A 20913-nucleotide genomic window follows, 5' to 3' on the forward strand; every position below is an offset into this window, starting at 1 on the left:
CGTTACGGTACCTCGGAGAGATTGGGTTAGTCGTTGTCGCTAAGGTCGATGACGTTGCGAATCTCCGCATTGAAGAGCCGCTGTGCCTGCTGCACGACCGGATGGTCGAGTGCCTTTGCCTGCGCGCTGCCTGAGCGTGCGGCCTTGGCCTTCTTGGGAGCGCTGCTGGCCCCTGCCGCGCCCGGCAACAGCGTCAGCTTCAGAGAGCCGGTACCCACGGTCCGCAGCGTGGCTCGAATGATACGGTCTGCATCAGGATTGATGACCATGGACAGCATGGTCTTGGAGAGATTGGTCTGCACCCGGATCTCTCCTCCTTCGATCAGCCACTCAGCGTCGCCCATCGCGTCGGCGGCAGAGCCCTGGCTCTTCGCGCTCGAGAGCGCCTCGACGACAGTTCTTTGCAGATCATCTGCCGACTGGCCTGCCGATTCCTGCGTGGGGGCGACAGGTGGCGGCGGAGTTGGATCTTCAACTGCGGGAGCTACGTAGACCTCAGGATCGGGAACAGAAATGGCACCCATTCCTACAAGATCTGTGGCGATTTCGAGTGCAGAGACGCCTTTCGGCTCTTCCGGCTCAAGAACGGCGACAGGAGCCGACTGCTTTGCCGGTTCGCGGACGATTTTCGGTGTCTCGCTGACGGGCTTCGGTGCCGCTGGCTGTGGCGGAGCGGGGACGACGCGGCGGCTGCTGTCTCCGCCAAAGGGCGAGAATGCCGGCTTTGCGGGAGCTGATGGCGCCACGCTCGGCACAGGAGCGGGCCTTGGAGTTGACTGTGGTGCTGTTGCAGCTGTCCGCGTTCGCGGAGCTTCTGCGCCACTGCCTGAACTGCCGGAGGTGGGGAAGCGGCTGAGAATCTCTTCTACGGGAAGCAGCCGCCGCAGGTGCACCAGCTTCAGAAGCCCGAGCTCAAAGTGAAAACGCTGCTCCTGCCGGTAGCCCAGCTCATCGAAGGTGCGCAGCATCACCTGGAGAAAGCGAGTCAGTTCCTCTTCCGTGAAGAGCGAAGCTGAACGACCGGCACGGCGCTGTTCGTCGGACGAGATCTGCAGAAGCTCCGTGGTGTTGCCATCCAATCCGGTGCCATCTGCGCCGATGCCGGCGATCTTCGCGATGAGGCAGTTGCGCAGATAGCGAACACACTGCCGCGCTAGCTGCGCCGGGCTGTTTCCGGCGTCCAGCAGCTCGTTGGCGATGGTGATGACGTCCGCGCTCCGGTTCGCGTCGACAGCTTCAAGCACGCGCTCAAAGACGGCGCTGGGGACGGTGCCCATCAGTTCGCGGATCTGGGCGGCGTCGAGTCGCGGTTTGCCGTCCTCTACAGGTGCCGAGGCTATTGCCTGGTCCATGATGGAGAGGGCATCGCGCATCGAGCCGTCGCCTGCCTCTGCCAGCAAGGCGAGGGCGGCATCGTCGGCTTCAACGCCTTCATGGTCGGCGATCGCGCGGATCTGAGCGAGAATGTCGACCAGCTTTACGGCATGAAAGCTGAAGTGCTGGCAGCGGGAACGAACCGTCTGCGGAATGTCTTCGGGCTGCGTCGTCGCCATCATGAAGACGATGTGGTCCGGGGGCTCCTCCAGCGTCTTCAGAAGGGCATTGAAGGCGGCATCGGTAATTTGATGCGCCTCGTCGAGGATGTAGATCTTGTAGCGATCTCGTGCGGGACGATAGCGTGCGGCGTCGCGCAGCTCGCGAATCTCGTCGATGCCACGGTTGGTCGCGGCGTCGATCTCGATGACATCAACGGCTGTGCCGGAGCGGATCTCCGTGCAGGACTCGCAGACTTCACAGGGCTCTGCCGTGGGACGAGCCTCGCTTCCGATGGTATTCCGGCAGTTGAGCGCCATCGCCAGAATGCGGGCGATGGTCGTTTTGCCGATTCCTCGGTGACCGCTGAAGATATAGCCGTGAGCGATGCGTCCCTGAGTCAGCGCATTCATCAGCGTGACCGTGACATGATCCTGCCCGGCGACATCAGCGAAGCGTTGTGGACGATATTTTCTTGCTAAAACCTGGTATGCCATTCGCCTGCTGCGGCGGAGTTCCGCGTCTCAATTATTGTAGCCGCTGAGAGGTGCCTAGCGTTTTCCGGCAATAGCCTTCCGGCGTTGCCTCCTGGCGCGCCGCTTGACCTCTTCATCCGAGAACATGGTTCCACGGCATTTGGGCGTGCCGCAGTAGCAGTCGGCTTCGTCATCGTCGGAGTCGTGGAGGTTGTATTCGTAGGTCAGTTCTTCGCCAGCGGAGATGTCGCGTGTCGCAACGATCCAGATTCTGCCGTCGAGGTTTTCCGTCTCGCAGTTTGGCTCGCAGCAATGATTGATGAACATCGCTGCTCCGAAGCCGTCAATGACCTCGCCTTTATTGCCGGTACTGAAGAGATAGGTCACGAAGCGATCGCGGTAACGCTCGTCGGCCTCTCCTTTGCTGAAGCGTGGGCCGTCGTATTCCACAATGGATGAACCTTTTTTAATGGGCTGCGTGGTGTAGCAGCCGGCAGCATGGATGGACGAGGAACGGATGACGAGGCCAGAGACCATGGAAGATGACTCAGAATGAAGGAATTAGCGACTTACGGGAAGCGTTCTGGAACGGATCGCTGGCGTCTCGGCCACCCTGTCGCAAGCTGACTATAACAAACGGCAGTTTGGATAAGTCAAAACAATGTGTATTTCGTCAGCAGACAGGAGCGTAGTCTAGGGGTAGGTATGATGCGTGTGCGTGCGATCACGGTAGCGGCGGTGCTTCTGGCTGGATATAGCTACGCTCAGACACCGACCCAGGCGGCTCCGTCCTGTCCCTCCTCGGATCAGACGAAGACTACCGACAGTTCCGCGACAAAGGACAATAAGAAAAATCCTCAAGATTCTTCGGCGGATGCTCCATGCACTCCTGCGAAGGAGCCTTCGGCTTCCCAGAAGTTTCCATTTCCGGGGTCGTCATCCGCTCCCGCCATGCCGGGCTCTCAGACGCCGCCTGACGCACCCCCTGCCTCGGGTCATCCTCCGTCTGCGGCAGAAGAGCATCCGTTCCCGGGAAGTGCGCCCCCGATGCCGGGTTCGGAGGGGAGCAGTTCAAGTAGCACTGGAGGATACTCCAGCTCTAGCGACGGGGCCGCGTCAGGTGATGCCCCATCGCATTCTGCGGATGACAATCCGGAGGCTCCCAAGACTTCAGGGCGCCGTCTTTTGCCCAAGGTGAAGAAGCTTCAGACGGATGAAGATCGCGTGGACGAGGATTTGAAGGTCGCCCAGTTTTATGAAAACAAGGGTGACCTGAATGCGGCCTATCTCCGCGTAAAGGATGCGGTGAAGTCTTTGCCGACCGACTCGGAGATTCACTACGAACTCGCCCGTATTGCACAAAAGATGAATAAGCACGATGAGGCGGTTGCGGAGTACAGCGCATACCTCAAGCTGGAACCGGACGGCCAATATATCAAGCAGGCGCAGAAGGCGCTGAACGAGTTAGGTCAGCCGTAGAGGGCTCTAAGCGTGAAAGCCTTTAGGCTGGTGGTCCTCTACTTCAGATAATCGAAGAGATTGGTTGAGTTCATCGAGCTGATGACGCCGAGCAAGGCCTCGTATTGGGTCTCGTTGGTCTTCAGTTGCGTGGCGATGGCTGCGGGGTCGGCGCTCACCAGCGTCGATTGGATAGCCTGAAGATTTGCGTTCTGTGTCTGCGCATACGTGCTGGTCGCCTTCAGGGTGCTGAGAGAGGCGTCGAGTACGGAACGCTGCGTGGAGACATTCGACAGGGCATTGTTGAGTGCTGCACTATCGGCGGAGAGCGTGTCGGTGTCTGCGCCGCTTTGCAGGTCAGCGATAAGCTGATTCAGTGTCGCCAGCGTGCCTGTCGATCCTGATCCGAAGATTGATGATCCCGGAAGATTCATCTGGATCATCTGGCCGCCAGGTGTCTCAATGGATTGGGTCACGGTGTCACCTGCATACACGGCCGTTGCTGGGACGGTGGTGTCATCCACGGAGTAAGGCTGCGTTGTTCCCTGGCTGCCAGCGAAGAGATACCGCCCCTGGTAGCTGGTGTTGGCGAGGCCGAGGATCTGGTCGCGGATGCCGATGACCTGCTGGGTGAGGGCTTTGAGGTCGGAAGAGTTCATCGTCCCGTTGGCTGCCTCGATGGCAAGCGTCGAGGCCGAGGTCAGCTGTGTGACGACATCGCCGAGGGTGGAATCGGTGACCTGAAGCATCGAGGATTGCGTTGCTGCATTTGCAACGAAGGTGTCGATGCCTGACATCGTGCTTCCCAGGCGAATGCTTTCGGCTGCGACGATTGGGTCGTCAGACAACGAAGTGACGCGCAGTCCGCTCGATAGCTCACTCGAGAGCGAGTTGGTCGTGTTCGCCGTGTTGTTTAGTGCCTGCGTCAGGCTGTTGATATACGTAGGATCCGCTCTCACTGGCTAGCTCCTTTAGAAATCGTTTTTGATGATTAGGAGACGGATGTCTCCACGCCAAGATTCAGCGCGCTTGCCATGATCTGATCGGCGATGGAGAAGACCTTCGCGGCTGCCTGATACGAACGCTGGTAGGTGTCGAGATTGGAGGCCTCTTCGTCAAGAGAGACACTGGAGATGGAGTTGCGTTGCGTGGTCAGCTGATCGAGGGTGGCCTGCTGTTCAGTTACGTCGTTAGTTGCATCCGCCGTCGCATCGCCGATCTGAGCCAGCAACGATGCGTAGAAGCCCACTGGTGTTTGTCCGGAAACAATGGAATCCGACGCGAGTCCGGCCATGGCAAGTGCATTGCCGGTGCCGGTAGTGCCTTCGCCGATCGCTGCTGCTGCAACTGCCTGGGGATCGGTCGTCGCCAGCTGAATCTGTGAAGCAGCTCCTGTGGCCGTGCCGGGAATGGAAAAGATCGCCTGGCCTGCGGCGCCGCTGCCGTCGAGACCCTGCTCATTGGCCTGGTTGATAGATGTTGCCATCGTGTAGGCCAATTGGTCGAGCGAACTTTGGTATTCAGGAATCATCTGATCTCGAGCTACCAGGATGCCTCCAAGCGAGCCACCGGTTACTCCTGCTGTTATGTCGGTCTGATTGGGACCTGCCAGGAGATGAACCACGCCATCGACGCTCGAGGCCGTCATGTCATACGACTGCGATCCGCTCACCAGGACGGCCCCGTTCGTCGTTGTCAGCGTCATGCCGTTGCTCTCGTTGGTGATCTGGTTGAGGCCGATGTATTGCGAGAGTTCGGCGATGGCTTGCTGCCGTTGATCTTCGAGTGTGCCAGCATCGGCGTCCGGAGAGAGACTGGTGATCTGCTGATTGAGGGATGCGATAGTCGATGTCAGATGGTTGACCTGATCGGCGCTGTCGCTGACCTGCTGGTTCAGGTCCGCGGAGATGCTCGTGAGTTGGCCCGAAGCATTGTTGAAAGCATTGGCGAGATTATTGGCAGCAGTTATTACCGCCTGCCGAGTTGCGCTGTCCGAGGGGTTTGTTGTCAGGGTGGAAAGGCTTCCGAAGAAGTTGTCTATCGCGGAGCCCAATGCTGTTGAGCTGGCAGAAGTCGAGGTGGCGCTGAGTCCGAAGACATCCTGCACTTCGGAGAGCGCCGTCTGGAGCGCGGTGCTCTGCGCGACGGTCTGTGTCTGCTGATGAACGCGCTGTTCGAGGATGCGGTCGCGCTGGGAGACGCCTCCCGTGCCTACGCTGACTCCCTGGCCGACGATGGATCCATTAATGGTGACGCTGTCCCGTGTCTCCCAGGCAACGGTCTCCCGCGTATATCCCGGAGTGTTGACGTTGGCCACGTTGTTCCCTACAACATTCAAAGCAAATTCATCGGCCATCATTGTCTGTCGCGCCAGATCGATCAGAGAGCTAACTGTACCCATCTTGAATACTCGCGTTCCGGCCTTTCGGCCTAATTTTCTACGGCTTAAATCTGCTTGCAGACTGCGATAGGAGACACGTATTTCCGACGACCTCAAGCTGTAGGAGGCCTGGGCAACATTGAGCTCGAACTAGCTGCCGGACTCGGCTGTCATGGTGTTGAGGATCTTGTCTGCGATCTCTGTCGAGGGAACGTGATACGTTCCAGCGGTGATTGCCTGGCGCAGCGCTTCGACCTTCTCGGTTTGAACGTCTGATCCTGCAAGCGCCTGCGAGACAAGTGTGCTTGCAGAGCTGATTGTCGTTGCATCGGAGATCTTGGTTGAAGCAGCCCCCGGATCTTTCGGAGAGATCGATTGGTTTCGCGGCCGTGCTTCGTTCGCCGCAATCTGTATATCAAGCGTCTGACTGGAGACGCCAACTCCGTTCACCAAACTCATTGTCTTCCTCCAACTACTTGAATCTATCGGCGGGGATCGATCAAACTTTAGTAATGTTTCTGCTTTTTGTGGTGTCGTTACTCCTTGTGACCTGCTGAATCACCTGCCGTGCGATGCCGAGGCCTCCGCTCTGCGAGATCGCCTTGGCGACAGACTCTGTGCCGAAACTCGACATGGTATCGAAGGAGCTGTCTTCGCTCTGTTCGCCACTCAGATCGTTCTCTCCACTGCGAAGAGGCTTGAGAAGCTCCTGCAGGAGCATTCCTTCGAACTGCTGTGCCGCTTCAACAAGTTTGGCCTTCTTCGTCGGGTCCATAGCGGTTCCGTCTGCTGCAGAGCTACCCAGAGATATGTTCATAGAACCTCAATCTCAGCTTCCAGTGCACCGGCGGATTTCATCGCTTGAAGTATCGAGATGACATCTCGAGCCGAGGCTCCAATGGTTTGCAGGTTGCGAACCAGATCATCGACGGTAGCCCCCTGCTTGAGCTCGATGCGGTTGACAGGCTTGTCGGTGGCATCAACGCTGGTCTGTTGGACGACCTTTGTGTCTCCCGTGCCAAAGGCATTTGGCTGCGAGACCTGAAACTCGCTGACAACATTCACTGCCAGCCCGCCGTGCAGGATTGATACTGGCTGAAGAACAACCGTTCCACCGATGACAACGGTTCCCGTGCGTTCATTGACCACCACTTTCGCGCGGGGGTATATCGGCACTTCAATGGATTCAACCTGGGCGAGGAAGCTGGGGGCCTCTTCGCCTGCGGGAAGAGTGAGGTCGATCCTGCGGCTGTCGATGACGTGAGCGGCATTCTGACTCATCTCCTGGTTGATGCTCGAAGCGATGCCTTCGGCGCTCTTGAAGTCGGCATCGTTCAGCAGCAGGGAGAACTTGTGGCGGCCTTGGATATCGATGGGGACCGGCCGTTCGACGATGGCGCCGAACGGTACGCGTGCCGTGTTCGGGTGATTGACCTGCTTGAGATTTCCGTTCGAGGAGATGGAGTAGCCCCCAAGAATCAGTGGACCTTGAGCCTGTGCGTAGATGTTGCCGTCGGCGCCAAACAGCGGCGTCATCAATAGGAGCCCACCGTCCAGGCTGCGTGCGTCGCCAGCGGAGGAGACGGTGATGTCCAGCTTGGTGCCGGGCCTGGAGAAAGGCGGCAGGGTAGCTGAAACGAAGACAGCGGCGAGATTCTGAACCCGTATGGATGCGGCCGGCACGCTGACTCCCATACGCAGCAGAGTCGACGCAAGCGTCTGGAGGGGAAACGCTGTCTGCTGGCTGTCGCCTGTGCCTGCCAGACCGACGACGATTCCGTAGCCTACGAGCTGGTTGTCGCGAATGCCTTCAATTGTTGCAATGTCCTTGATACGTGCCTGACGGATAGTCGGAGCGCCAACAGTGCCATGAAGGTGCGTCGTAAGAAGAAGGATCGCGAGGGCACTCCAGGGTAGCTTTCTGATGTATTGCCGATCGTTCACGTTCATAGGTGTCCCGTGGTTAGAAGATCAAGATGTGTTGGAGCAGCCGCACCAGAGCGTTGGGGCGATGGGTGTAGTCAGTCACGATGCCCTTGCCACGGACCTCCAGCTCCAGGCTCGAGATGGCTGTTGAAAGGACCCGGTTCTGCTGTGAGATGTCCTCGGGGCGAACGATGCCGCGCAATACGATCGTCTGCGTCTGCTGGCTGAACTCGACCTGGCGCGCGGCTTCGATCACGAGCATGCCGTTAGGCAGCACCTCGATGACCTGGCCACCGAGGATGGTGCTGAGGCTGGAGTTTGTCGCACTCGTTCCCTGGGCATCGAGTGCTGCCGCGGAGCTTTGATTGATGAGATTCTGCAGCGCGTTGCCGGCGTGCAAGACGCCGATGAGGCTGGATATCTGGGAGCTCGCGTTCGATGCCCTGGAGTTCTTCACGGTTCCGTCTGTCGAAGCCGCGAGGTTTTCATCCACCACGACGGAGATGAGATCGTGCGGGCGCATGGCGCGGACGTCGGTCATCATTCGGGTGAGGCGGCCGCTGTCGTTCCAGATGGAGCCCGAAGTCTCTGAAGCAGTATTCTCCCCGCGCACGCGCTCAAGATAGGACTGCATTGAGGTGGCTGCGGGACTGGGCTTTTCCTTCAGAAGGTTCTTGATATCCGCTGCATGCGATGGCATGGCGCGGACGAGAAGCAGGACGGCTACTGTCAACAGGGCAGCGACTCGGAGCAGCCGGTTCTCCGGCGAGGGAGGTAAAGGCGCGAAGAGCACAGAGGTGCTAAGGATGGATGGATGACCGCAGTGGGGCAGTGTGTGTGGGGCGCTCATTGATCGATCTCCACTTCGTTCGGTCCACGGATGACGGCGACCATCGGCAGGGGATGTCCACCGAAGCCGAGGGGATGTTGCACGGCCTGCATCCGCACACCAAGCATGTGAACGCGGATATGTTCTCCGACGGTGCCGCTTCCTTCCGCGATTCCTGTGAGCTCCAGATGGAGCATCTCGTTGTGGCTGAAGATGTGAACCACATCTCCGGTATGAACGAGAGGGAAGGGACCGCCTGATGCCGTCGCTCGCGTGAATGTAGATGGCAGCGGCACCATGATTGGCGCAAGCTCGGGACGTTCGCAGGAGACGATGACGGCCCAAGGCGCCCCGAGCAGAGGATCGTGGTGAATACTGGCAATGCGATAGCCTTGTGAGGCGTGTGGCTGCTTCGTCGGTTGTTGCTTGGAGGCTACTGCAGCAGCCTCAGTCGGCGTGGCATAGCAGGGCGCGTCATATCCGAATCCTGCGGCGCAGGGAAGCACGAACAGGGCCATCGTTGCGATTCGGATCAACGGCATCGGGAGTCGGAGCATCTCATCACCCTCGCAGGGTTAGCGAACCATATTGTTGATCTGCGAATACATATCGTCAGCCACATGAATGACCTTCGAGTTGCTTTCGTAGGCGCGCTGGGCGAGGATCATTTGCACGAATTCGCTGACAACATCGACGTTCGAATTTTCCAGATAGTGCTGCTGCAGTGTTCCAACGCCGCTGGTCCCGCCGGGAACGTCCGTGATGACATTGCCGGATGACTGTGTCTGCGTAAAGAGATTGCCGCCGATGGAGTTCAGTCCCCCCGGATTCGCGAAGGTGGCGAGCTGGAGGGTACCGAGCTGCTGCGGATTCGTTTGCCCGGGTAGCGTTGCGGAGACGACACCGTACTGCGATATGGTTACGTCGGTGGCGTTGGCGGGAATGGTAATCGATGGAAGCAGGGGATCGCCGTCTGCGGTAACGATCTGGCCCTGATTGTTCAGATTGAAGTTACCCGAGCGGGTATAGGCGAGCGTGCCGTCAGGCCGCGTGATCTGAAAGAAACCCTGTCCCTGAATGGCAATGTCATAGGGATTATCGGTCTCGGTGAAGTCCCCCTGCGTCTGGATCATCTCGGTGGCGACAGAGCGTGTTCCGAGACCGATCTGCAGGCCTGCGGAGGTCGTCTGCTGGGTCGCAGGCGAGCCGGGCGTGATCATGTTCTGGTAGATCATGTCTTCGAACTGGAGTCTGCGACGGCGGAAGCCGGTCGTTGCAGAGTTCGCGAGGTTGTTTGCCACGGTATCCAGATTGGCCTGCTGTGCGTTCATGCCGCTCGCCGCGGTGTATAAGGCTCGGATCATCGATGTTCTCCTGTCGTAAAGCGTGTGTGCTAAACCTTCGGCAGGTCTTCTGCCGCAGTCTTATCAAAGTCGTTATTGAAGACGGTGAGGGCTCTCTGCATCATCTCGGCCTGACGCTGCACCAGAACCATCTGCATCGTGCCGTGGATGGCATCCTGGTTGGCGCCTTCGAGGGCGCCCTGCTGAACGGTCGCGTCGGATGTGGTTGGCTTTGCGTCGCCAGCGGTGAAGCGGTTAACACCTTCGGCCGTAAGCGCATAGCGATCGGAAAAGTTGAAGACACCAACCTGGCTTACCAGGGCACTCCCGTCCTGCGTTCGTACGGAGACGCTGCCATTTGGGGAGATCTGGACATCGCCGCTGGGAATGGCGATGGGCTGCATTTTTGTATTGAGCACGGGTTCGCCCTGGCTGGTCTGGAGGATGCCGGTCGACGAACGACGAAAGGACCCGTCACGCGTATAGCGCACACCGTTGGAAGTCTGGATGGCGAAGAATCCTGTGCCTTCGATGGCGAGGTCGAGCGGATTGCCCGTCGTAGCCATTAAACCCTGGCCCATATCGAGAGCGTTGCCGCCAAGGATGCCGAAACTGTTCACCGTCTGGCCGACCTGAGACTGAGCATTTGAGGCGGGGCCGAGTCCTTCGACCAGCACGCCGCGGAAGTAGTCGCGTTGCGCACGAAATCCATTGGTGCCGGCGTTGGCCAGGTTGTTGGCGGCGGTATCGAGGGCCTGAGTCCTGGCGGCCAGGCCGGTGTAGGCGGCGTAGAGTCCACTGTCCATGCCTGCTACTGAAGCATGTGGCGTGCCAAAGACGGGGAGCGATGGCTTAGAGGAAACTTATGCTTGAGGCGCTCAACCTTTTTTCCCATCTGCCGATAGTGTCTGTGTGAGAGTGCTAACGATTATGGAGGTTTGGTGCGAGCGCTAATTATTGACGATTCGGCGGTGATGCGTAAGGTGATCGAGCGAGCATTAAAACAGGCGGGGCTGGAGTTTACCGAGGTGCTGCAGGCCTCAAACGGAGAAGAGGCCCTCGAAGCGTTGCGCAAGGATGGCATTGGCCCGGCAAAGATCGGGCTGATCATCAGCGATATCAATATGCCGGTGATGGACGGCCTGCAGTTTCTCGAGGCTCGCCGCGATCAGAAGCTTGCCCCTGGAGTTCCGGTCGTCATGATCACAACGGAGGGCAGCGAGCCGTTTGTCCTGCGGGCTATTGCAGCCGGAGCACAGGGCTACATCTGCAAGCCGTTTACGGCGGATCAGGTGAAGGCCCGCGTCGTTCCGCTGGTACAGGCAGCCTGACGACGCACCAGATTGTTTGTAAGCAGAAGCAGATCGGCGGGCGCCCTGAGGGAACGCCCGCCGATTGCGTTGAGAGGCGACGTTTTACTTAACGACAGACTGGAAGAGCGGAGAGCTCAGCAGGCTGGCGAATTGACCATCGCTCGAAGAGTAGGAGACGGTCAGTGTTCCCGAGTTGGAGTCAATGGTGGTCTGATCGAGCGCAGACTTCTCAAGCGAGGTTCCCTGGGTCTTCTTGAGAATCGAAACACCCTTGAGTAGAGTCGCGCAGGTGGCCGCCGTCATGGTGTCGCCCATTACGACTGCCATGTCGAACTTCACTCCGTTCTCGAAGTCCATGGTGTAGCGCGAGCTCTTCATGCGATTGCGCACGGTGTCGTAATCGGCCAATTGTGCGGCATCGCCGAGCACCGAGCGCATCATGGTCTGCGTACCCTTCTGGTCGAGCAGGCTCCAGACAGCCTTCTGATCGACAGCAACCATCTCATTCATCATGTCGCTGTTAGCGAGAAAGTTCTGTGTGATGCCATCGCGCGCATCGAGAGCGGCCCTGACTGCGTCCTTCTCACCAAAGACCATCGTGGTCTGGTTGAGGAAGACAACGCTCATGCCGTTCTGTCCCATCGGATAGATGTTGTTGTTACGCATGGCGACTGGCTTGATCTTGTTCTTGGCGAAGTTCGCCATGATCTCACGGGTATGGAACTGCCCCTGTGCGATGCCAACGATGCGCGTGCTTGAGGCGCTCTCGCGGAAGGCAGCGAAGGTGAGGATGTCAGCATCCTGATCGACTTTGAGACCGGAGGTCTTCAGCGCTGTCTCAAGACGCTTGAGTTCAGGAGGAAGGACGCGGTCCTTCATATCCATCGCGGCAGATGAGTTCTGCATCGCGCGATAGTCCACCACGATGAGCTGCTGAATATCTTTCGGGATCGAGGCCTTGGCGTCACCTGAGAGTTGAGCGGCGGGCAGCAGGGTCGCTGAAAGGGCGAGTGTTGCGATGGGGAAGATTGACTTGAGAATCTGCAATGGAGTGGCTCCTTGAACGCGACTGCGGCGCCCAATAGTTCTATTCTTTCGTGACTCAACGCTGGCAGGCAAGTGGCGTTGCCTGCCACGTTGGACGTACTGGCAGCAGGTTTCGTAAGTATTTCAGTCTGCGATCCACTCGAGCGGGCGTTCCAGCCTGCGTTCAATGACCTTGAGTGCGGGGTTAAACCCAGGAATCCGTTGAATCCATTCGGCTTCGGGATCGTAAGCTGCCTGGGGGATCAGGCCGATCAGCTCGCTGTCGTCGAGTTCGGCCCCATGTCTGCGCGCCAGCTCGGTAGCGCGGGCGTAGACCTTGGTCATGGGAGTTGACTGGTAATCGGTGATGTTCATCGTGACCTGGGCGCGGTCGTTTGCAAGGACGCCGAGCGCCTTAACCCCATGCAGCCCGCCGTTGGAGGCGCGGATATCGCGGGCGATAGCGCGCGCCGCAGTGATGTCAGGCTGTTTGAGATGAATGTTGTAGGCGATCAGAAAGTTGCGCGCGCCAACGGCGGAGGCGCCGGCGGTGTCGTGCAGCTCCGGACCTCCGATGTCAGGACGGCGCGAGGCGTCCCTGCGAACGGCGTCGCGAAGACCTTCAAACTGGCCGCGGCGAACATCTTCGAGCTGAACGCGATCGGGGCGCGCCGCGGCGGCTCCGTAGAAGTAGACGGGGACGCTGTAACGGTGCCAGATATGCAGGCCGGCTTGTCGCGCCAGCAGGGCGCACTCCGCTACCGAGGCTCCACTGACCGGAATGAATGGGATGACGTCGGCCGACCCGATTCGAGGATGGACGCCGTTCTGCAGGGTTAGGTTGATTAACTCGGAGGCTTTGCCCACGCCCCGGACCGCCGACTCAACGACGGCCTCGGGCGGCCCGGCGATGGTCACCACGGAACGGTTATGTGCCACATCGAGCGACCAGTCGAGCAGACTGACACCTGGGACCTGCATAGCTGCAACGATTTGGTTGACCTTACCGGCGTTTATTCCTTCAGAGAAGTTGGGAACACACTCGATGATGGCGTCGTTCTTCATGATGTCTGACCTAACAATGAGCTGACAGTGCTGCAGGGAAACGAGGTGGCGGTTATTTCCACCAGCTGTAACCGATGGAAAACTGAACGCTGGCGTTGACTCCGGGATTCTTGTCTCCAAGGGAGGACGAAGAGATGTGAATGGCGTTGGCTCCGATATCGAGTGACTGGTGCGGACGAACGAAGTAGTGGGCTCCAACGCCAAACTGCGGTGTGAAGTTCCAGACGCTGGTATTGGCGGCCGTTCCATCGTTGGTGGTGTTGTACGGCGGACCGCCGAAGGCCGGATATTTGTGATTCGTCCAGATAACACCACCCCCGCCCTGAACGAAGGGAACGATCTTGCGGTGGCCGGAGCCGGTAAAGTTCCAGCGCAATTGGATGGGGGTAATGGAGACTCCCGTGAAGGTTCCGCCGACGGTGTAAGGCGCGGAGCAGCCGGAGTCGGTACACATCTCCCGCTGAAACTTTGGGGTATAAGACTGCCAGAACGGGAAGACCTCGATGCCATACTCGAAGTTTCCATGCAGAAGCCCCGGTCCCACGTTGGAGATCAGGACCTTGCCGGCGCGGCCGCCGAACATCAGGAACTTGAAGCTATTGCGATCCTCCGTGAGGCCAACCCCCCCCTGAGCCAGGACGCCGAACTCCAATGGGTGGCTATCGCCGACGAATGGTGTCGGAGCAGGCGGCTTTGCTTGTGCGCTGCCTGCAATGGGGGAGACGATGAGGGCCAGGGCGCCCAACCAGGCGAAACGACGTATTGAGGAGATCACTCTTTTCCAGCTCCAGTCTGTTTCCAGTTTTCCAGCATTACAGAAGAAAGGCCGCCGTTGGTCGGCGGCCTTTAAATAACAGGGACCGCTCAGGTTCAACCAGCGACGGGCGCCTCATCCATATCGAAGTTCGAGTAGACGTTCTGCGTGTCGTCGAGGTCTTCGATGGTATCGAGGAGGCGGATCATGGCGTTGGCCTGGGCTCCCTCGAGCTTGGTGTAGGTGGAGGCAATCTTGGTGACCGCGGCTGTCTCCGTCTTGAGGCCGGCGGCTTTGATGGCTTCAGTGACAGCTTCAAAGTCTTTGGGATCGGTGAGGATCTCCCAATTTTCTCCCTGCTCGGAGAGGTCTTCGGCTCCGGCTTCGAGGACGATCTCGGTGATCTTCTCCTCGTTGACGTCCGACTTGGCTACGGTAATCACGCCCTTGGTGGTGAACATCCAGGAGACGGAGCCATCGGCACCGAGATTGCCGCCATTCTTGGAAAAGGCATGGCGAATTTCGCTGACGGCGCGATTCTTGTTGTCGGTGAGTACGTCCACGATAACGGCTACGCCGCCGGGGCCGTAGCCCTCGTAGGTGATCTCTTCGTAGCTGACGCCCTCGAGCTCGCCGGTACCGCGCTGAATGGCTCGCTTGATGTTGTCGGCGGGCATGTTCTCGGCCTTGGCGGCAGCAATGGCGCTGCGGAGGCGAGGGTTGCCGTCCGGATCGCCTCCGCCGAGCTTGGCGGCGATGGTAATTTCCTTGATCAGGCGGGTGAAGATCTTGCCGCGCTTGGCGTCGAGGGCGCCCTTCTTATGCTTGATAGTCGCCCATTTTGAGTGGCCGGACATTTACAACCTCAGTCTCTTTGATTTGCTTTGCCTGCAGCTAACGCAGGTTGATGCGACCTTGAGATTTTAGCATGCCAGAAGGAAGGGGGCCTCCCCCCGTACTTTTTGCGCAAAGTCTTCGAAACAAATGGCTTGCTGAGGTGGTTCCATGCACAGAGTCTACCTCTGACGCCAAGGATTGCAGGCCACGGGCTCGCCTCCATATATCGTATCAATCCGCCGGCTCTAAATCGGCAAAGCTATGTATTTGAATTGATAAGGCTTGACGGTTGTGTGCGGTTGACAGTCTTTCCGGCATGTTCCAGAGATGCATGATTGTGCGACAGATACGTCGAATGAGATGGCGGAGGATGGCCATGACGGTGAGGCAGATGTTGATGGTGAGCGCGGCTACGCTGTTCCTTTCGGCGCTGGGGACAGGAGCCGCGTTTCAGGGTGGGCACGAACGGGCGAAGGTTGTCCTCACCCGAAGTATCGAGCTGCCTGGGACGGTGATTCAGGTGGATTTCGGGGAAGGGCGATTCGACGTCGGCGATGAGGTGATACTGCGTCACGTTGAGGGTGCTGCGGAGGCGGTGGCGACATACTTCGGCCGGTTTCCGGTGGCGAGGGCGAGAGTATTGATTCTCCCCGAAGGTGGACGAGGAGGAGTCTCCCAGGGAACAACGTGGGGCCACCGAGGGGGAATGCAGGGTTTCACGCGGATACGGGTAGGCGAAAAGGTGACTCCCGGTGAACTGAAGGACGACTGGATGATGACGCATGAACTGGTGCACATGGCTTTTCCCGACGTGGCCGAGGAGCACCACTGGATCGAGGAGGGAATGGCGACCTACGTGGAGCCTATCGCTCGCGTGCAGGCAGGACAGCTGGAGGCGAAGACGATATGGCGGGACATGATGGAGGGGATGCCGAAGGGTGAGCCTGAGCCAGGTGATGAGGGGCTGGATCATACGCACACGTGGGGGCGGACGTACTGGGGAGGCGGGTTGTTCTGTCTGGTAGCCGACACCGAGATTCGCAAGCAGACACACAACAGAAAAGGGCTACAGGATGCGCTGCGCGCGGTGGTCGATGCGGGCGGAAGCATCGACCAGGAGTGGCCGCTGGAGCGAGTCTTTGCTGTTGGGGATCAGGCAACGGGAACGCACGTCTTGAGCACGATGTACAAGCGGTGGAGTGTGGAGCCGGTGCCGGTCGATCTGGCTGCTCTTTGGGGGCAGCTAGGGGTGCGGAGGTCTGGCGATGATGTGGAGTTTGATGCGAAGGCACCACTGGCGAAGGTGCGTGAGGCGATCACGAGACGTGTAGCTGGAACCGGACACCGCCTCGTGCATGAAAACTGACGGTGTCCGGTTCGTGCTTACAGGATCTCGGTGGCGAGCTGGTCGCGCATGGTCTCGCGGCGGCGTATGAGCTTTGCCTGGCTACCTTCGACGAGGATCTCTGCGGCTCGGCCGCGTGAGTTGTAGTTGGAGGCCTGGGTCATGCCGTAGGCTCCGGCATCGAGCAGGGCGACGAGGTCGCCGGGCTTGACGCGGGCGATGACGCGATCACGCGCGAAGAAGTCGCCGGATTCGCAGACGGGGCCGACGATGTCGGCAGTGAGCGTGGCCTTGCCGGAGGGTTTGCGGACGGGAACGATCTCGTGATGCGCGTGATAGAGCGCGGGACGGATGAGGTCGTTCATCGCGGCATCGGTGATGAGGAAATTCTTCGAGCCGTTCTTCTTGGCGACGAGTACCCGCGTGACGAGGGCCCCAGCCTGCGCAACAAGGAAACGTCCCGGTTCGAGAAGCAGATGGGCGGACTCTGCGCCAAGACCTTTTTCGAGTGCCGCGGCATAGCGTTCTACCTGGTGGGCGGCGTCGAAGGGGGCGTCGGAGTAGTCGATGCCGAGACCGCCACCTGCGTCGATGGCGCGGATGTCGTGGCCGTCACGGCGGAGATAGCGGACAAGCGAGGCTACGCGCTCGAGCGCCGCGGCAAAGGGATCGACCTTGCGGATCTGCGAGCCGATGTGGACGCTGACGCCATAGGGCTCAAGCCATTTGAACTTTGCGGCGCTGCGGTAGATGGCGCGGGCCTTGGTGATGGCGATGCCGAATTTGTGTTCGGAGAGGCCGGTCGAGATGTAGGGATGGGTCTCGGCGAAGACGTCGGGGTTGACGCGGAGAGCGAAACGGGCTCTGATGCCGAGCTGTTCTGCGCGCTGCGCGAGGAGGTCAAGCTCCATCTCGGACTCGACGTTGAACTGAAGAATATCGGCCTTGAGTGCGGCGTCGATCTCCCATGCCTGCTTGCCGACGCCGGAGAAGACGACACGCCTGAGGGAGGGTTTGTGAGCCTTGCGAACGCGTTCGAGTTCACCGCCGGAGACGATGTCGAAGCCTGCGCCCTGACTGCCGAGCAGGCGCAGGATGGAGAGAGAAGAGTTGGCCTTTACGGCGTAGCAGACGGTGTGAGGCCTTGCGGCGAAGGCCTTCTGGAAGAGCTGAAAGCGGGAGCTGATCTGATCGGCGGAGTAGACATACAGTGGCGTGCCGTACTGCTCGGCGAGGGGTGCGAGGCTGACGGAATCGCAGTAGAGATCGAGGCCTTTGTACTGGAAGGGGCGCGCCTGAGGAACCGGCGTCTTCCTGGCGGTGCCCTTGCGGGCGGAGGGCTTCACGGCGGATTTCTTCGATACAGCGGTCTTCAAAACGAAAATCGTCTCACTTTCAGAGGCCGTTGCTGGGCACGGTGTAGGGCTCGTCGGGGATGATGATCCAGGCGATCAGATAGGCAAAGGCTCCGGCACCGCTGAGGCAGACGATGGCGGTAATGATTCGGACGATGGTGAGGTCCCAGCCATATTCCTGTGCGAAGGCGGCACAGACTCCGGCGATCATACGGTTCTGACGCGGACGAAAGAGTTTTGAAGCCGTAAATGGTGGTGGCGGCGGTGGGGCTGCTCCGACAGGAGCGCCACAGGCAGCGCAGAAGCGGGAGGAGGGATCCAACTGCTTTCCACAACGGGGACAGAACATAGGAGATTCTCCGGAAGACCTTATTTTGACACAGCCGAGCAATCGATCTACAGGAGATACGCGAGAAAGCCGCGAATCGTTCCTGATCGGAATTGAGATGCCGGCCTGCTGGCAAAAGGCGTGCTCTCGATTTCGATAAATCGTTCGGGTGAGCTGGCCGGAAGGCGGTGTCTAGGTTCCCGTATAGGGCGTTTTGAGGTATTTCTTCGCGGCGTCGGCCTGCGACTGATCGCCACCACCGGCGGAGGCCATGTTGTAAAGCTCGACGGCCTTGTCGCGCTGATGGAGGAGATCGAACATCTCTCCGGCGTTGAGCTGGGCGCGGCGCTTGAGCCACTCGCTGCATTTGGGTTGTTCGGCCGCGTGGAGGTAGTCCTGGGCGGCGTCGGCGATCATGTTCTGGCCGCGCTGGGTGTCTGCCAGGCCGAAGTAGGTCATCTGCAGGCGTGGGTCAATAAAGTAGCCGGGCTTGCGGGCGTCGTCGAGGAGGCGCTTGTAGGTGGCGATGGCGCCGGGACCGTCTCCTTTGTCCTTGGTGAGATTGGCCTCCTCGAGGCGGAAGAGATAGTCGTGGGGGTACTGTTCGGCGAGTCCGCGCTGCACGGCTAGGGCCTCGGGGTAGCGGCCGTCGTGGCGCAGAAAGAGCGAGAGGGCGGTGCGGCATTCGACGGGGTTGACGATGCCCTGAGCGGCACATTGGCGGAGGAGGTCGAGGCCCTTCTCTTTGTTGCCGGTGACGCCGGTGATGCCGATCATGATGCGCAGGATGCGGGGCAGCGAGGCGACGGCGAACTGCTGGATGCCCATGGCCATCTTGGCGTCGGCATAGCCAGGATCGATGCGGAGGACCTCTTCGCTGTCCTGTCGCGAGGAGAGACCCTGGCGGGCAGCGCCGACGAAGCTGTGGTCGGCGAGAGTGATGAAGGCGGCGTGCATGCCCCTGGCGTAACCCCGCGCGAAGTAGGCGTTCGCGTTGCTGGGGTTTTGCTTGACGAGGTTGTCGCACATGCTGACAACCGAATTGGTGAGCTGCTCGATGCGGTCGCGGGTCGCCTGCGGGACGGGTACATCACGCTTGGAGCTGAGGAAGGAGTCGTGCGCATAGTAGGTGGTGTCGAGGAGGTCCTGGTGATAGAGCTCGCGAAAGATCAGGGTCATCAGGATGTAGTTCGACGCCATGGGATTCTGCGGATTGGCGCGCTGGATGGCCTCGAAGCGTGAGAGAGCGCCTTCGTAATCGAGGTTGTAGAAGTACACGTGGGCCTCACGCACCTCGGGCGTGAGATTCAGCGGGTCGGTGTGCAGATTCGCCTGCGCGTAAAGAGCTTCGGTGCAGAAGAGAGCAGCGAGCAGCAGGAGTGCTGTCGATCGCAGGAGAGGAGCAATTCGGGAAACGCAGGTTTTGGTCAGCATCATTCCGTAGGGTGTTCGGTGTATAACTCCTCATATGTTAGACGCAGGCCGCGTCGAACTATAGCTTCGGGGCCGGCCTGTGGTGATGATCGGCAGCAAACCAGTTTCAGCGTTCTTGATGCATCTTGGGTTGAAGGACTTCGATGACACGGTTTGAGTTGCTGCAGTTGCTCGTGGGCCAGGCACGGTCAAACGGCTTTTCATTTCGGAAGTGGTATGTGAGCAAGCTGGGGCTTCCGTGGGTAGACTCCCGGCAGGCGCTCGAGATGTTGTCGGTGGAACGGCGTTATTACTCACTGCTTTTTTCTCATGAGTTTGCATCGCACTTCTGGAAGCCCGGGGAGCGGATGACCTTCGAGGTTCCTACACAGACCTTCAAGAGGCGCATGGCTGACGGCAGTATCGGAACAGTAACCAGGAAAGCGTATACGCGGCGAAGCGTGAGGGATGACGCCTGGAGATATCACCTGAGAGAGCTGGCGATGGCTGAGGAGCCTTTGCGCTACATGCGCCGCTATCTGAGGGTGGAGGACGATCTCTCCGAAGAAGGCTAGGTGGCGGTTACACTGGAAAGGTGATCGAAGCCATCCGATTTTTCTGGCAGGCCACGCGTGGCTATCGTCTGCAGCCCTGGCGAAGTCCTTACCTGCGCTGGCGGCTGGAGACCTACTCCGGCAAATGGGCGGAGTCATTGACGTTGAAAGACTTCTGGGCGCTGGCCTGGGGAGAGAAATGGCAGGCTCTTCGTTTTCTGCGCTGGGTTGGCGAGATGCGTGATCTCTCCGAGCATGGCCCTCGGCGTTAAGATTTCCGGGCTAACCGAAACAGATGTCTGCACGCGATGAAGTTTGGTGCGGGAAATTGCCCCTTGCGTGCAGCAATGCTATCCTTTTAGGAACACTAAGTGGATTGAACGAATCAGGAGTAAACGAAAGCTGTGCTAGCACCTGCAAAGAAGACTGACATCATTGCGAAATTTCGCACCCACGACTCGGACACGGGCAGCCCTGAGGTCCAGATCGCGATTCTGAGCGAGCGTATCGGCGAACTGACCGAGCACTTCAAGGCGCACAAGAAGGATCATGGGTCGCGTCGCGGCCTGCTCATGTTGGTGAGCAAGCGCCGTCGTCTGCTGGATTACCTGAAGAAGTGCGACGCCGACCGCTATCGCGAGGTCATCGGTAAGCTGGGTATCCGCAAGTAAACGAATCCCGGAGACATCATTCACACCATGGAAGCACGCTCGGGCCGTATGATTCCGGCTGCAGGTTCCATGCAGGGTCTGAAATGGCCTTGTGGCTGGAGCCGATGATGAGGTCACTCGTGGCAAGCAAAACGATTGCCATGATCTCGGGCCGGACTCCGGCCGTGCCGAGCTGTTCCATGAACGCTTCACAAGAGCGCAACCTTCTCCAGGTCTGAACGTACAGGCCTACAGGAGAGTTGCGCTCTTTTTCGCGCACGCAGCTTTGAGTGCCACCGCGGATGAAGCGCATACAAGTTTCAACGAC

General features: G+C 59.2%; 25 protein-coding genes. 6 read left to right on the forward strand and 19 right to left on the reverse strand.

Annotated elements, in window-relative coordinates:
* Window positions 1-26: 26 nt before the first annotated feature.
* Together dnaX and PW789_RS00795 are read right to left on the reverse strand one after the other, a co-directional pair.
* Window positions 27-2030, reverse strand: a complete 2004-nt coding sequence (gene dnaX, locus PW789_RS00790) for a DNA polymerase III subunit gamma/tau (RefSeq protein ID WP_299370258.1) — start codon at window positions 2028-2030, stop codon at window positions 27-29.
* Between the two features lie 54 nt (window positions 2031-2084).
* Window positions 2085-2546, reverse strand: coding sequence for an SET domain-containing protein-lysine N-methyltransferase (locus tag PW789_RS00795; protein ID WP_299370260.1), 462 nt, complete (start codon window positions 2544-2546; stop codon window positions 2085-2087).
* 657 nt (window positions 2547-3203) lie between these two features.
* Between PW789_RS00795 and PW789_RS00800 the strand changes: the two genes are divergently transcribed.
* The gene (locus tag PW789_RS00800; protein WP_299371563.1) at window positions 3204-3488 is read left to right on the forward strand and encodes a tetratricopeptide repeat protein; all 285 of its coding nucleotides are present in this window, start codon (window positions 3204-3206) and stop codon (window positions 3486-3488) included.
* A gap of 38 nt (window positions 3489-3526) precedes the next feature.
* Here PW789_RS00800 and flgL read toward each other — a convergent pair whose 3' ends face one another.
* From flgL to PW789_RS00845, 9 genes are all read right to left on the reverse strand, one after another.
* Window positions 3527-4426, reverse strand: coding sequence for a flagellar hook-associated protein FlgL (gene flgL, locus PW789_RS00805; protein WP_299370262.1), 900 nt, complete (start codon window positions 4424-4426; stop codon window positions 3527-3529).
* Between the two features lie 32 nt (window positions 4427-4458).
* A complete protein-coding gene (gene flgK, locus PW789_RS00810; protein WP_299370264.1) occupies window positions 4459-5868 on the reverse strand; it encodes a flagellar hook-associated protein FlgK in 1410 nt (469 codons plus the stop codon).
* Window positions 5869-5997: 129 nt separating this feature from the next.
* The gene (gene flgM, locus PW789_RS00815) at window positions 5998-6306 is read right to left on the reverse strand and encodes a flagellar biosynthesis anti-sigma factor FlgM (protein ID WP_299370266.1); all 309 of its coding nucleotides are present in this window, start codon (window positions 6304-6306) and stop codon (window positions 5998-6000) included.
* Between the two features lie 40 nt (window positions 6307-6346).
* Window positions 6347-6664, reverse strand: coding sequence for a hypothetical protein (locus PW789_RS00820; RefSeq protein ID WP_299370268.1), 318 nt, complete (start codon window positions 6662-6664; stop codon window positions 6347-6349).
* Window positions 6661-7797, reverse strand: a complete 1137-nt coding sequence (locus tag PW789_RS00825; protein WP_299370270.1) for a flagellar basal body P-ring protein FlgI — start codon at window positions 7795-7797, stop codon at window positions 6661-6663. Before PW789_RS00825 ends, PW789_RS00820 begins: the two co-directional genes overlap by 4 nt.
* Before the next feature lie 13 nt (window positions 7798-7810).
* Entirely contained in the window at window positions 7811-8623 is an 813-nt protein-coding gene (locus tag PW789_RS00830; RefSeq protein ID WP_299370272.1) for a flagellar basal body L-ring protein FlgH, read from the reverse strand.
* Entirely contained in the window at window positions 8620-9144 is a 525-nt protein-coding gene (locus PW789_RS00835) for a flagella basal body P-ring formation protein FlgA (RefSeq protein ID WP_299370274.1), read from the reverse strand. The genes PW789_RS00830 and PW789_RS00835 overlap by 4 nt, the downstream gene beginning before the upstream one ends.
* 33 nt (window positions 9145-9177) lie before the next feature.
* Complete coding sequence (flgG, locus tag PW789_RS00840) at window positions 9178-9966, reverse strand: flagellar basal-body rod protein FlgG (RefSeq protein ID WP_299370276.1); 789 nt, start codon at window positions 9964-9966, stop codon at window positions 9178-9180.
* Window positions 9967-9995: 29 nt separating this feature from the next.
* The gene (locus tag PW789_RS00845) at window positions 9996-10751 is read right to left on the reverse strand and encodes a flagellar hook-basal body protein (RefSeq protein WP_299370278.1); all 756 of its coding nucleotides are present in this window, start codon (window positions 10749-10751) and stop codon (window positions 9996-9998) included.
* A 135-nt stretch (window positions 10752-10886) separates the two neighbouring features.
* On the opposite strand from PW789_RS00845, the gene PW789_RS00850 reads away from it, so the two are divergent.
* Window positions 10887-11276, forward strand: a complete 390-nt coding sequence (locus PW789_RS00850; RefSeq protein WP_299370280.1) for a response regulator — start codon at window positions 10887-10889, stop codon at window positions 11274-11276.
* Between the two features lie 84 nt (window positions 11277-11360).
* On the opposite strand, the gene PW789_RS00855 is transcribed toward PW789_RS00850, so the two are convergent.
* The 4 genes from PW789_RS00855 to PW789_RS00870 all read right to left on the reverse strand — a co-directional run bounded on the left by PW789_RS00855 (window position 11361) and on the right by PW789_RS00870 (window position 14960).
* A complete protein-coding gene (locus PW789_RS00855) occupies window positions 11361-12305 on the reverse strand; it encodes a hypothetical protein (protein ID WP_367182453.1) in 945 nt (314 codons plus the stop codon).
* Between the two features lie 123 nt (window positions 12306-12428).
* Entirely contained in the window at window positions 12429-13349 is a 921-nt protein-coding gene (ftcD, locus tag PW789_RS00860; protein WP_299370282.1) for a glutamate formimidoyltransferase, read from the reverse strand.
* A 52-nt stretch (window positions 13350-13401) separates the two neighbouring features.
* Window positions 13402-14124 carry an acyloxyacyl hydrolase gene (locus tag PW789_RS00865; protein ID WP_299370284.1) on the reverse strand — a complete coding sequence of 241 codons (723 nt, stop codon included), beginning with the start codon at window positions 14122-14124 and terminating at the stop codon, window positions 13402-13404.
* Window positions 14125-14219: 95 nt separating this feature from the next.
* A complete protein-coding gene (locus tag PW789_RS00870) occupies window positions 14220-14960 on the reverse strand; it encodes a YebC/PmpR family DNA-binding transcriptional regulator (protein WP_299370286.1) in 741 nt (246 codons plus the stop codon).
* 356 nt (window positions 14961-15316) lie between these two features.
* Here PW789_RS00870 and PW789_RS00875 point away from each other — a divergent pair, with 356 nt between their 5' ends.
* The gene (locus PW789_RS00875) at window positions 15317-16306 is read left to right on the forward strand and encodes a hypothetical protein (protein WP_299370288.1); all 990 of its coding nucleotides are present in this window, start codon (window positions 15317-15319) and stop codon (window positions 16304-16306) included.
* 17 nt (window positions 16307-16323) lie between these two features.
* Here the strand turns inward: PW789_RS00875 and lysA are convergent, their stop codons facing one another.
* The 3 genes from lysA to PW789_RS00890 all read right to left on the reverse strand — a co-directional run bounded on the left by lysA (window position 16324) and on the right by PW789_RS00890 (window position 19405).
* On the reverse strand, window positions 16324-17661 hold the full coding sequence (gene lysA, locus PW789_RS00880; protein ID WP_299370290.1) for a diaminopimelate decarboxylase: 1338 nt from the start codon (window positions 17659-17661) through the stop codon (window positions 16324-16326).
* 19 nt (window positions 17662-17680) lie between these two features.
* Window positions 17681-17989 carry a PspC domain-containing protein gene (locus PW789_RS00885; RefSeq protein WP_299370292.1) on the reverse strand — a complete coding sequence of 103 codons (309 nt, stop codon included), beginning with the start codon at window positions 17987-17989 and terminating at the stop codon, window positions 17681-17683.
* A 171-nt stretch (window positions 17990-18160) separates the two neighbouring features.
* Complete coding sequence (locus tag PW789_RS00890; RefSeq protein WP_299370294.1) at window positions 18161-19405, reverse strand: hypothetical protein; 1245 nt, start codon at window positions 19403-19405, stop codon at window positions 18161-18163.
* 140 nt (window positions 19406-19545) lie between these two features.
* Here PW789_RS00890 and PW789_RS00895 point away from each other — a divergent pair, with 140 nt between their 5' ends.
* From PW789_RS00895 to rpsO, 3 genes are all read left to right on the forward strand, one after another.
* Window positions 19546-19956, forward strand: a complete 411-nt coding sequence (locus tag PW789_RS00895; RefSeq protein ID WP_299370296.1) for a hypothetical protein — start codon at window positions 19546-19548, stop codon at window positions 19954-19956.
* A gap of 20 nt (window positions 19957-19976) precedes the next feature.
* Window positions 19977-20207, forward strand: a complete 231-nt coding sequence (locus tag PW789_RS00900) for a hypothetical protein (protein WP_299370298.1) — start codon at window positions 19977-19979, stop codon at window positions 20205-20207.
* A 132-nt stretch (window positions 20208-20339) separates the two neighbouring features.
* Window positions 20340-20606: a 30S ribosomal protein S15 gene (gene rpsO, locus PW789_RS00905; RefSeq protein ID WP_299370300.1), complete on the forward strand. Its 267-nt coding sequence runs from the start codon at window positions 20340-20342 to the stop codon at window positions 20604-20606.
* A gap of 16 nt (window positions 20607-20622) precedes the next feature.
* On the opposite strand, the gene PW789_RS00910 is transcribed toward rpsO, so the two are convergent.
* Window positions 20623-20898 (reverse strand): hypothetical protein, encoded by a 276-nt coding sequence (locus PW789_RS00910; protein ID WP_299370302.1) that lies wholly within the window; start codon window positions 20896-20898, stop codon window positions 20623-20625.
* Between the last annotated feature and the right edge of the window lie 15 nt (window positions 20899-20913).

It is taken from the genome of Edaphobacter sp. (assembly GCF_028283685.1).
Taxonomy (GTDB): Bacteria; Acidobacteriota; Terriglobia; order Terriglobales; family Acidobacteriaceae; genus Edaphobacter.

Coding starts and splice junctions, on each gene's coding strand:
- PW789_RS00835 (WP_299370274.1), bottom strand. CDS start 9,144: ATGCCGTTGATCCGAATCGCAACGATGGCCCTGTTCGTGCTTCCCTGC.
- PW789_RS00890 (WP_299370294.1), bottom strand. CDS start 19,405: ATGATGCTGACCAAAACCTGCGTTTCCCGAATTGCTCCTCTCCTGCGA.
- ftcD (WP_299370282.1), bottom strand. CDS start 13,349: ATGAAGAACGACGCCATCATCGAGTGTGTTCCCAACTTCTCTGAAGGA.
- dnaX (WP_299370258.1), bottom strand. CDS start 2,030: ATGGCATACCAGGTTTTAGCAAGAAAATATCGTCCACAACGCTTCGCT.
- PW789_RS00895 (WP_299370296.1), top strand. CDS start 19,546: ATGACACGGTTTGAGTTGCTGCAGTTGCTCGTGGGCCAGGCACGGTCA.
- PW789_RS00870 (WP_299370286.1), bottom strand. CDS start 14,960: ATGTCCGGCCACTCAAAATGGGCGACTATCAAGCATAAGAAGGGCGCC.
- PW789_RS00885 (WP_299370292.1), bottom strand. CDS start 17,989: ATGTTCTGTCCCCGTTGTGGAAAGCAGTTGGATCCCTCCTCCCGCTTC.
- flgG (WP_299370276.1), bottom strand. CDS start 9,966: ATGATCCGAGCCTTATACACCGCGGCGAGCGGCATGAACGCACAGCAG.
- PW789_RS00825 (WP_299370270.1), bottom strand. CDS start 7,797: ATGAACGTGAACGATCGGCAATACATCAGAAAGCTACCCTGGAGTGCC.
- PW789_RS00830 (WP_299370272.1), bottom strand. CDS start 8,623: ATGAGCGCCCCACACACACTGCCCCACTGCGGTCATCCATCCATCCTT.
- flgK (WP_299370264.1), bottom strand. CDS start 5,868: ATGGGTACAGTTAGCTCTCTGATCGATCTGGCGCGACAGACAATGATG.
- PW789_RS00820 (WP_299370268.1), bottom strand. CDS start 6,664: ATGAACATATCTCTGGGTAGCTCTGCAGCAGACGGAACCGCTATGGAC.
- flgM (WP_299370266.1), bottom strand. CDS start 6,306: ATGAGTTTGGTGAACGGAGTTGGCGTCTCCAGTCAGACGCTTGATATA.
- PW789_RS00875 (WP_299370288.1), top strand. CDS start 15,317: ATGACGGTGAGGCAGATGTTGATGGTGAGCGCGGCTACGCTGTTCCTT.
- PW789_RS00845 (WP_299370278.1), bottom strand. CDS start 10,751: ATGGACAGTGGACTCTACGCCGCCTACACCGGCCTGGCCGCCAGGACT.
- PW789_RS00795 (WP_299370260.1), bottom strand. CDS start 2,546: ATGGTCTCTGGCCTCGTCATCCGTTCCTCGTCCATCCATGCTGCCGGC.
- PW789_RS00910 (WP_299370302.1), bottom strand. CDS start 20,898: ATGCGCTTCATCCGCGGTGGCACTCAAAGCTGCGTGCGCGAAAAAGAG.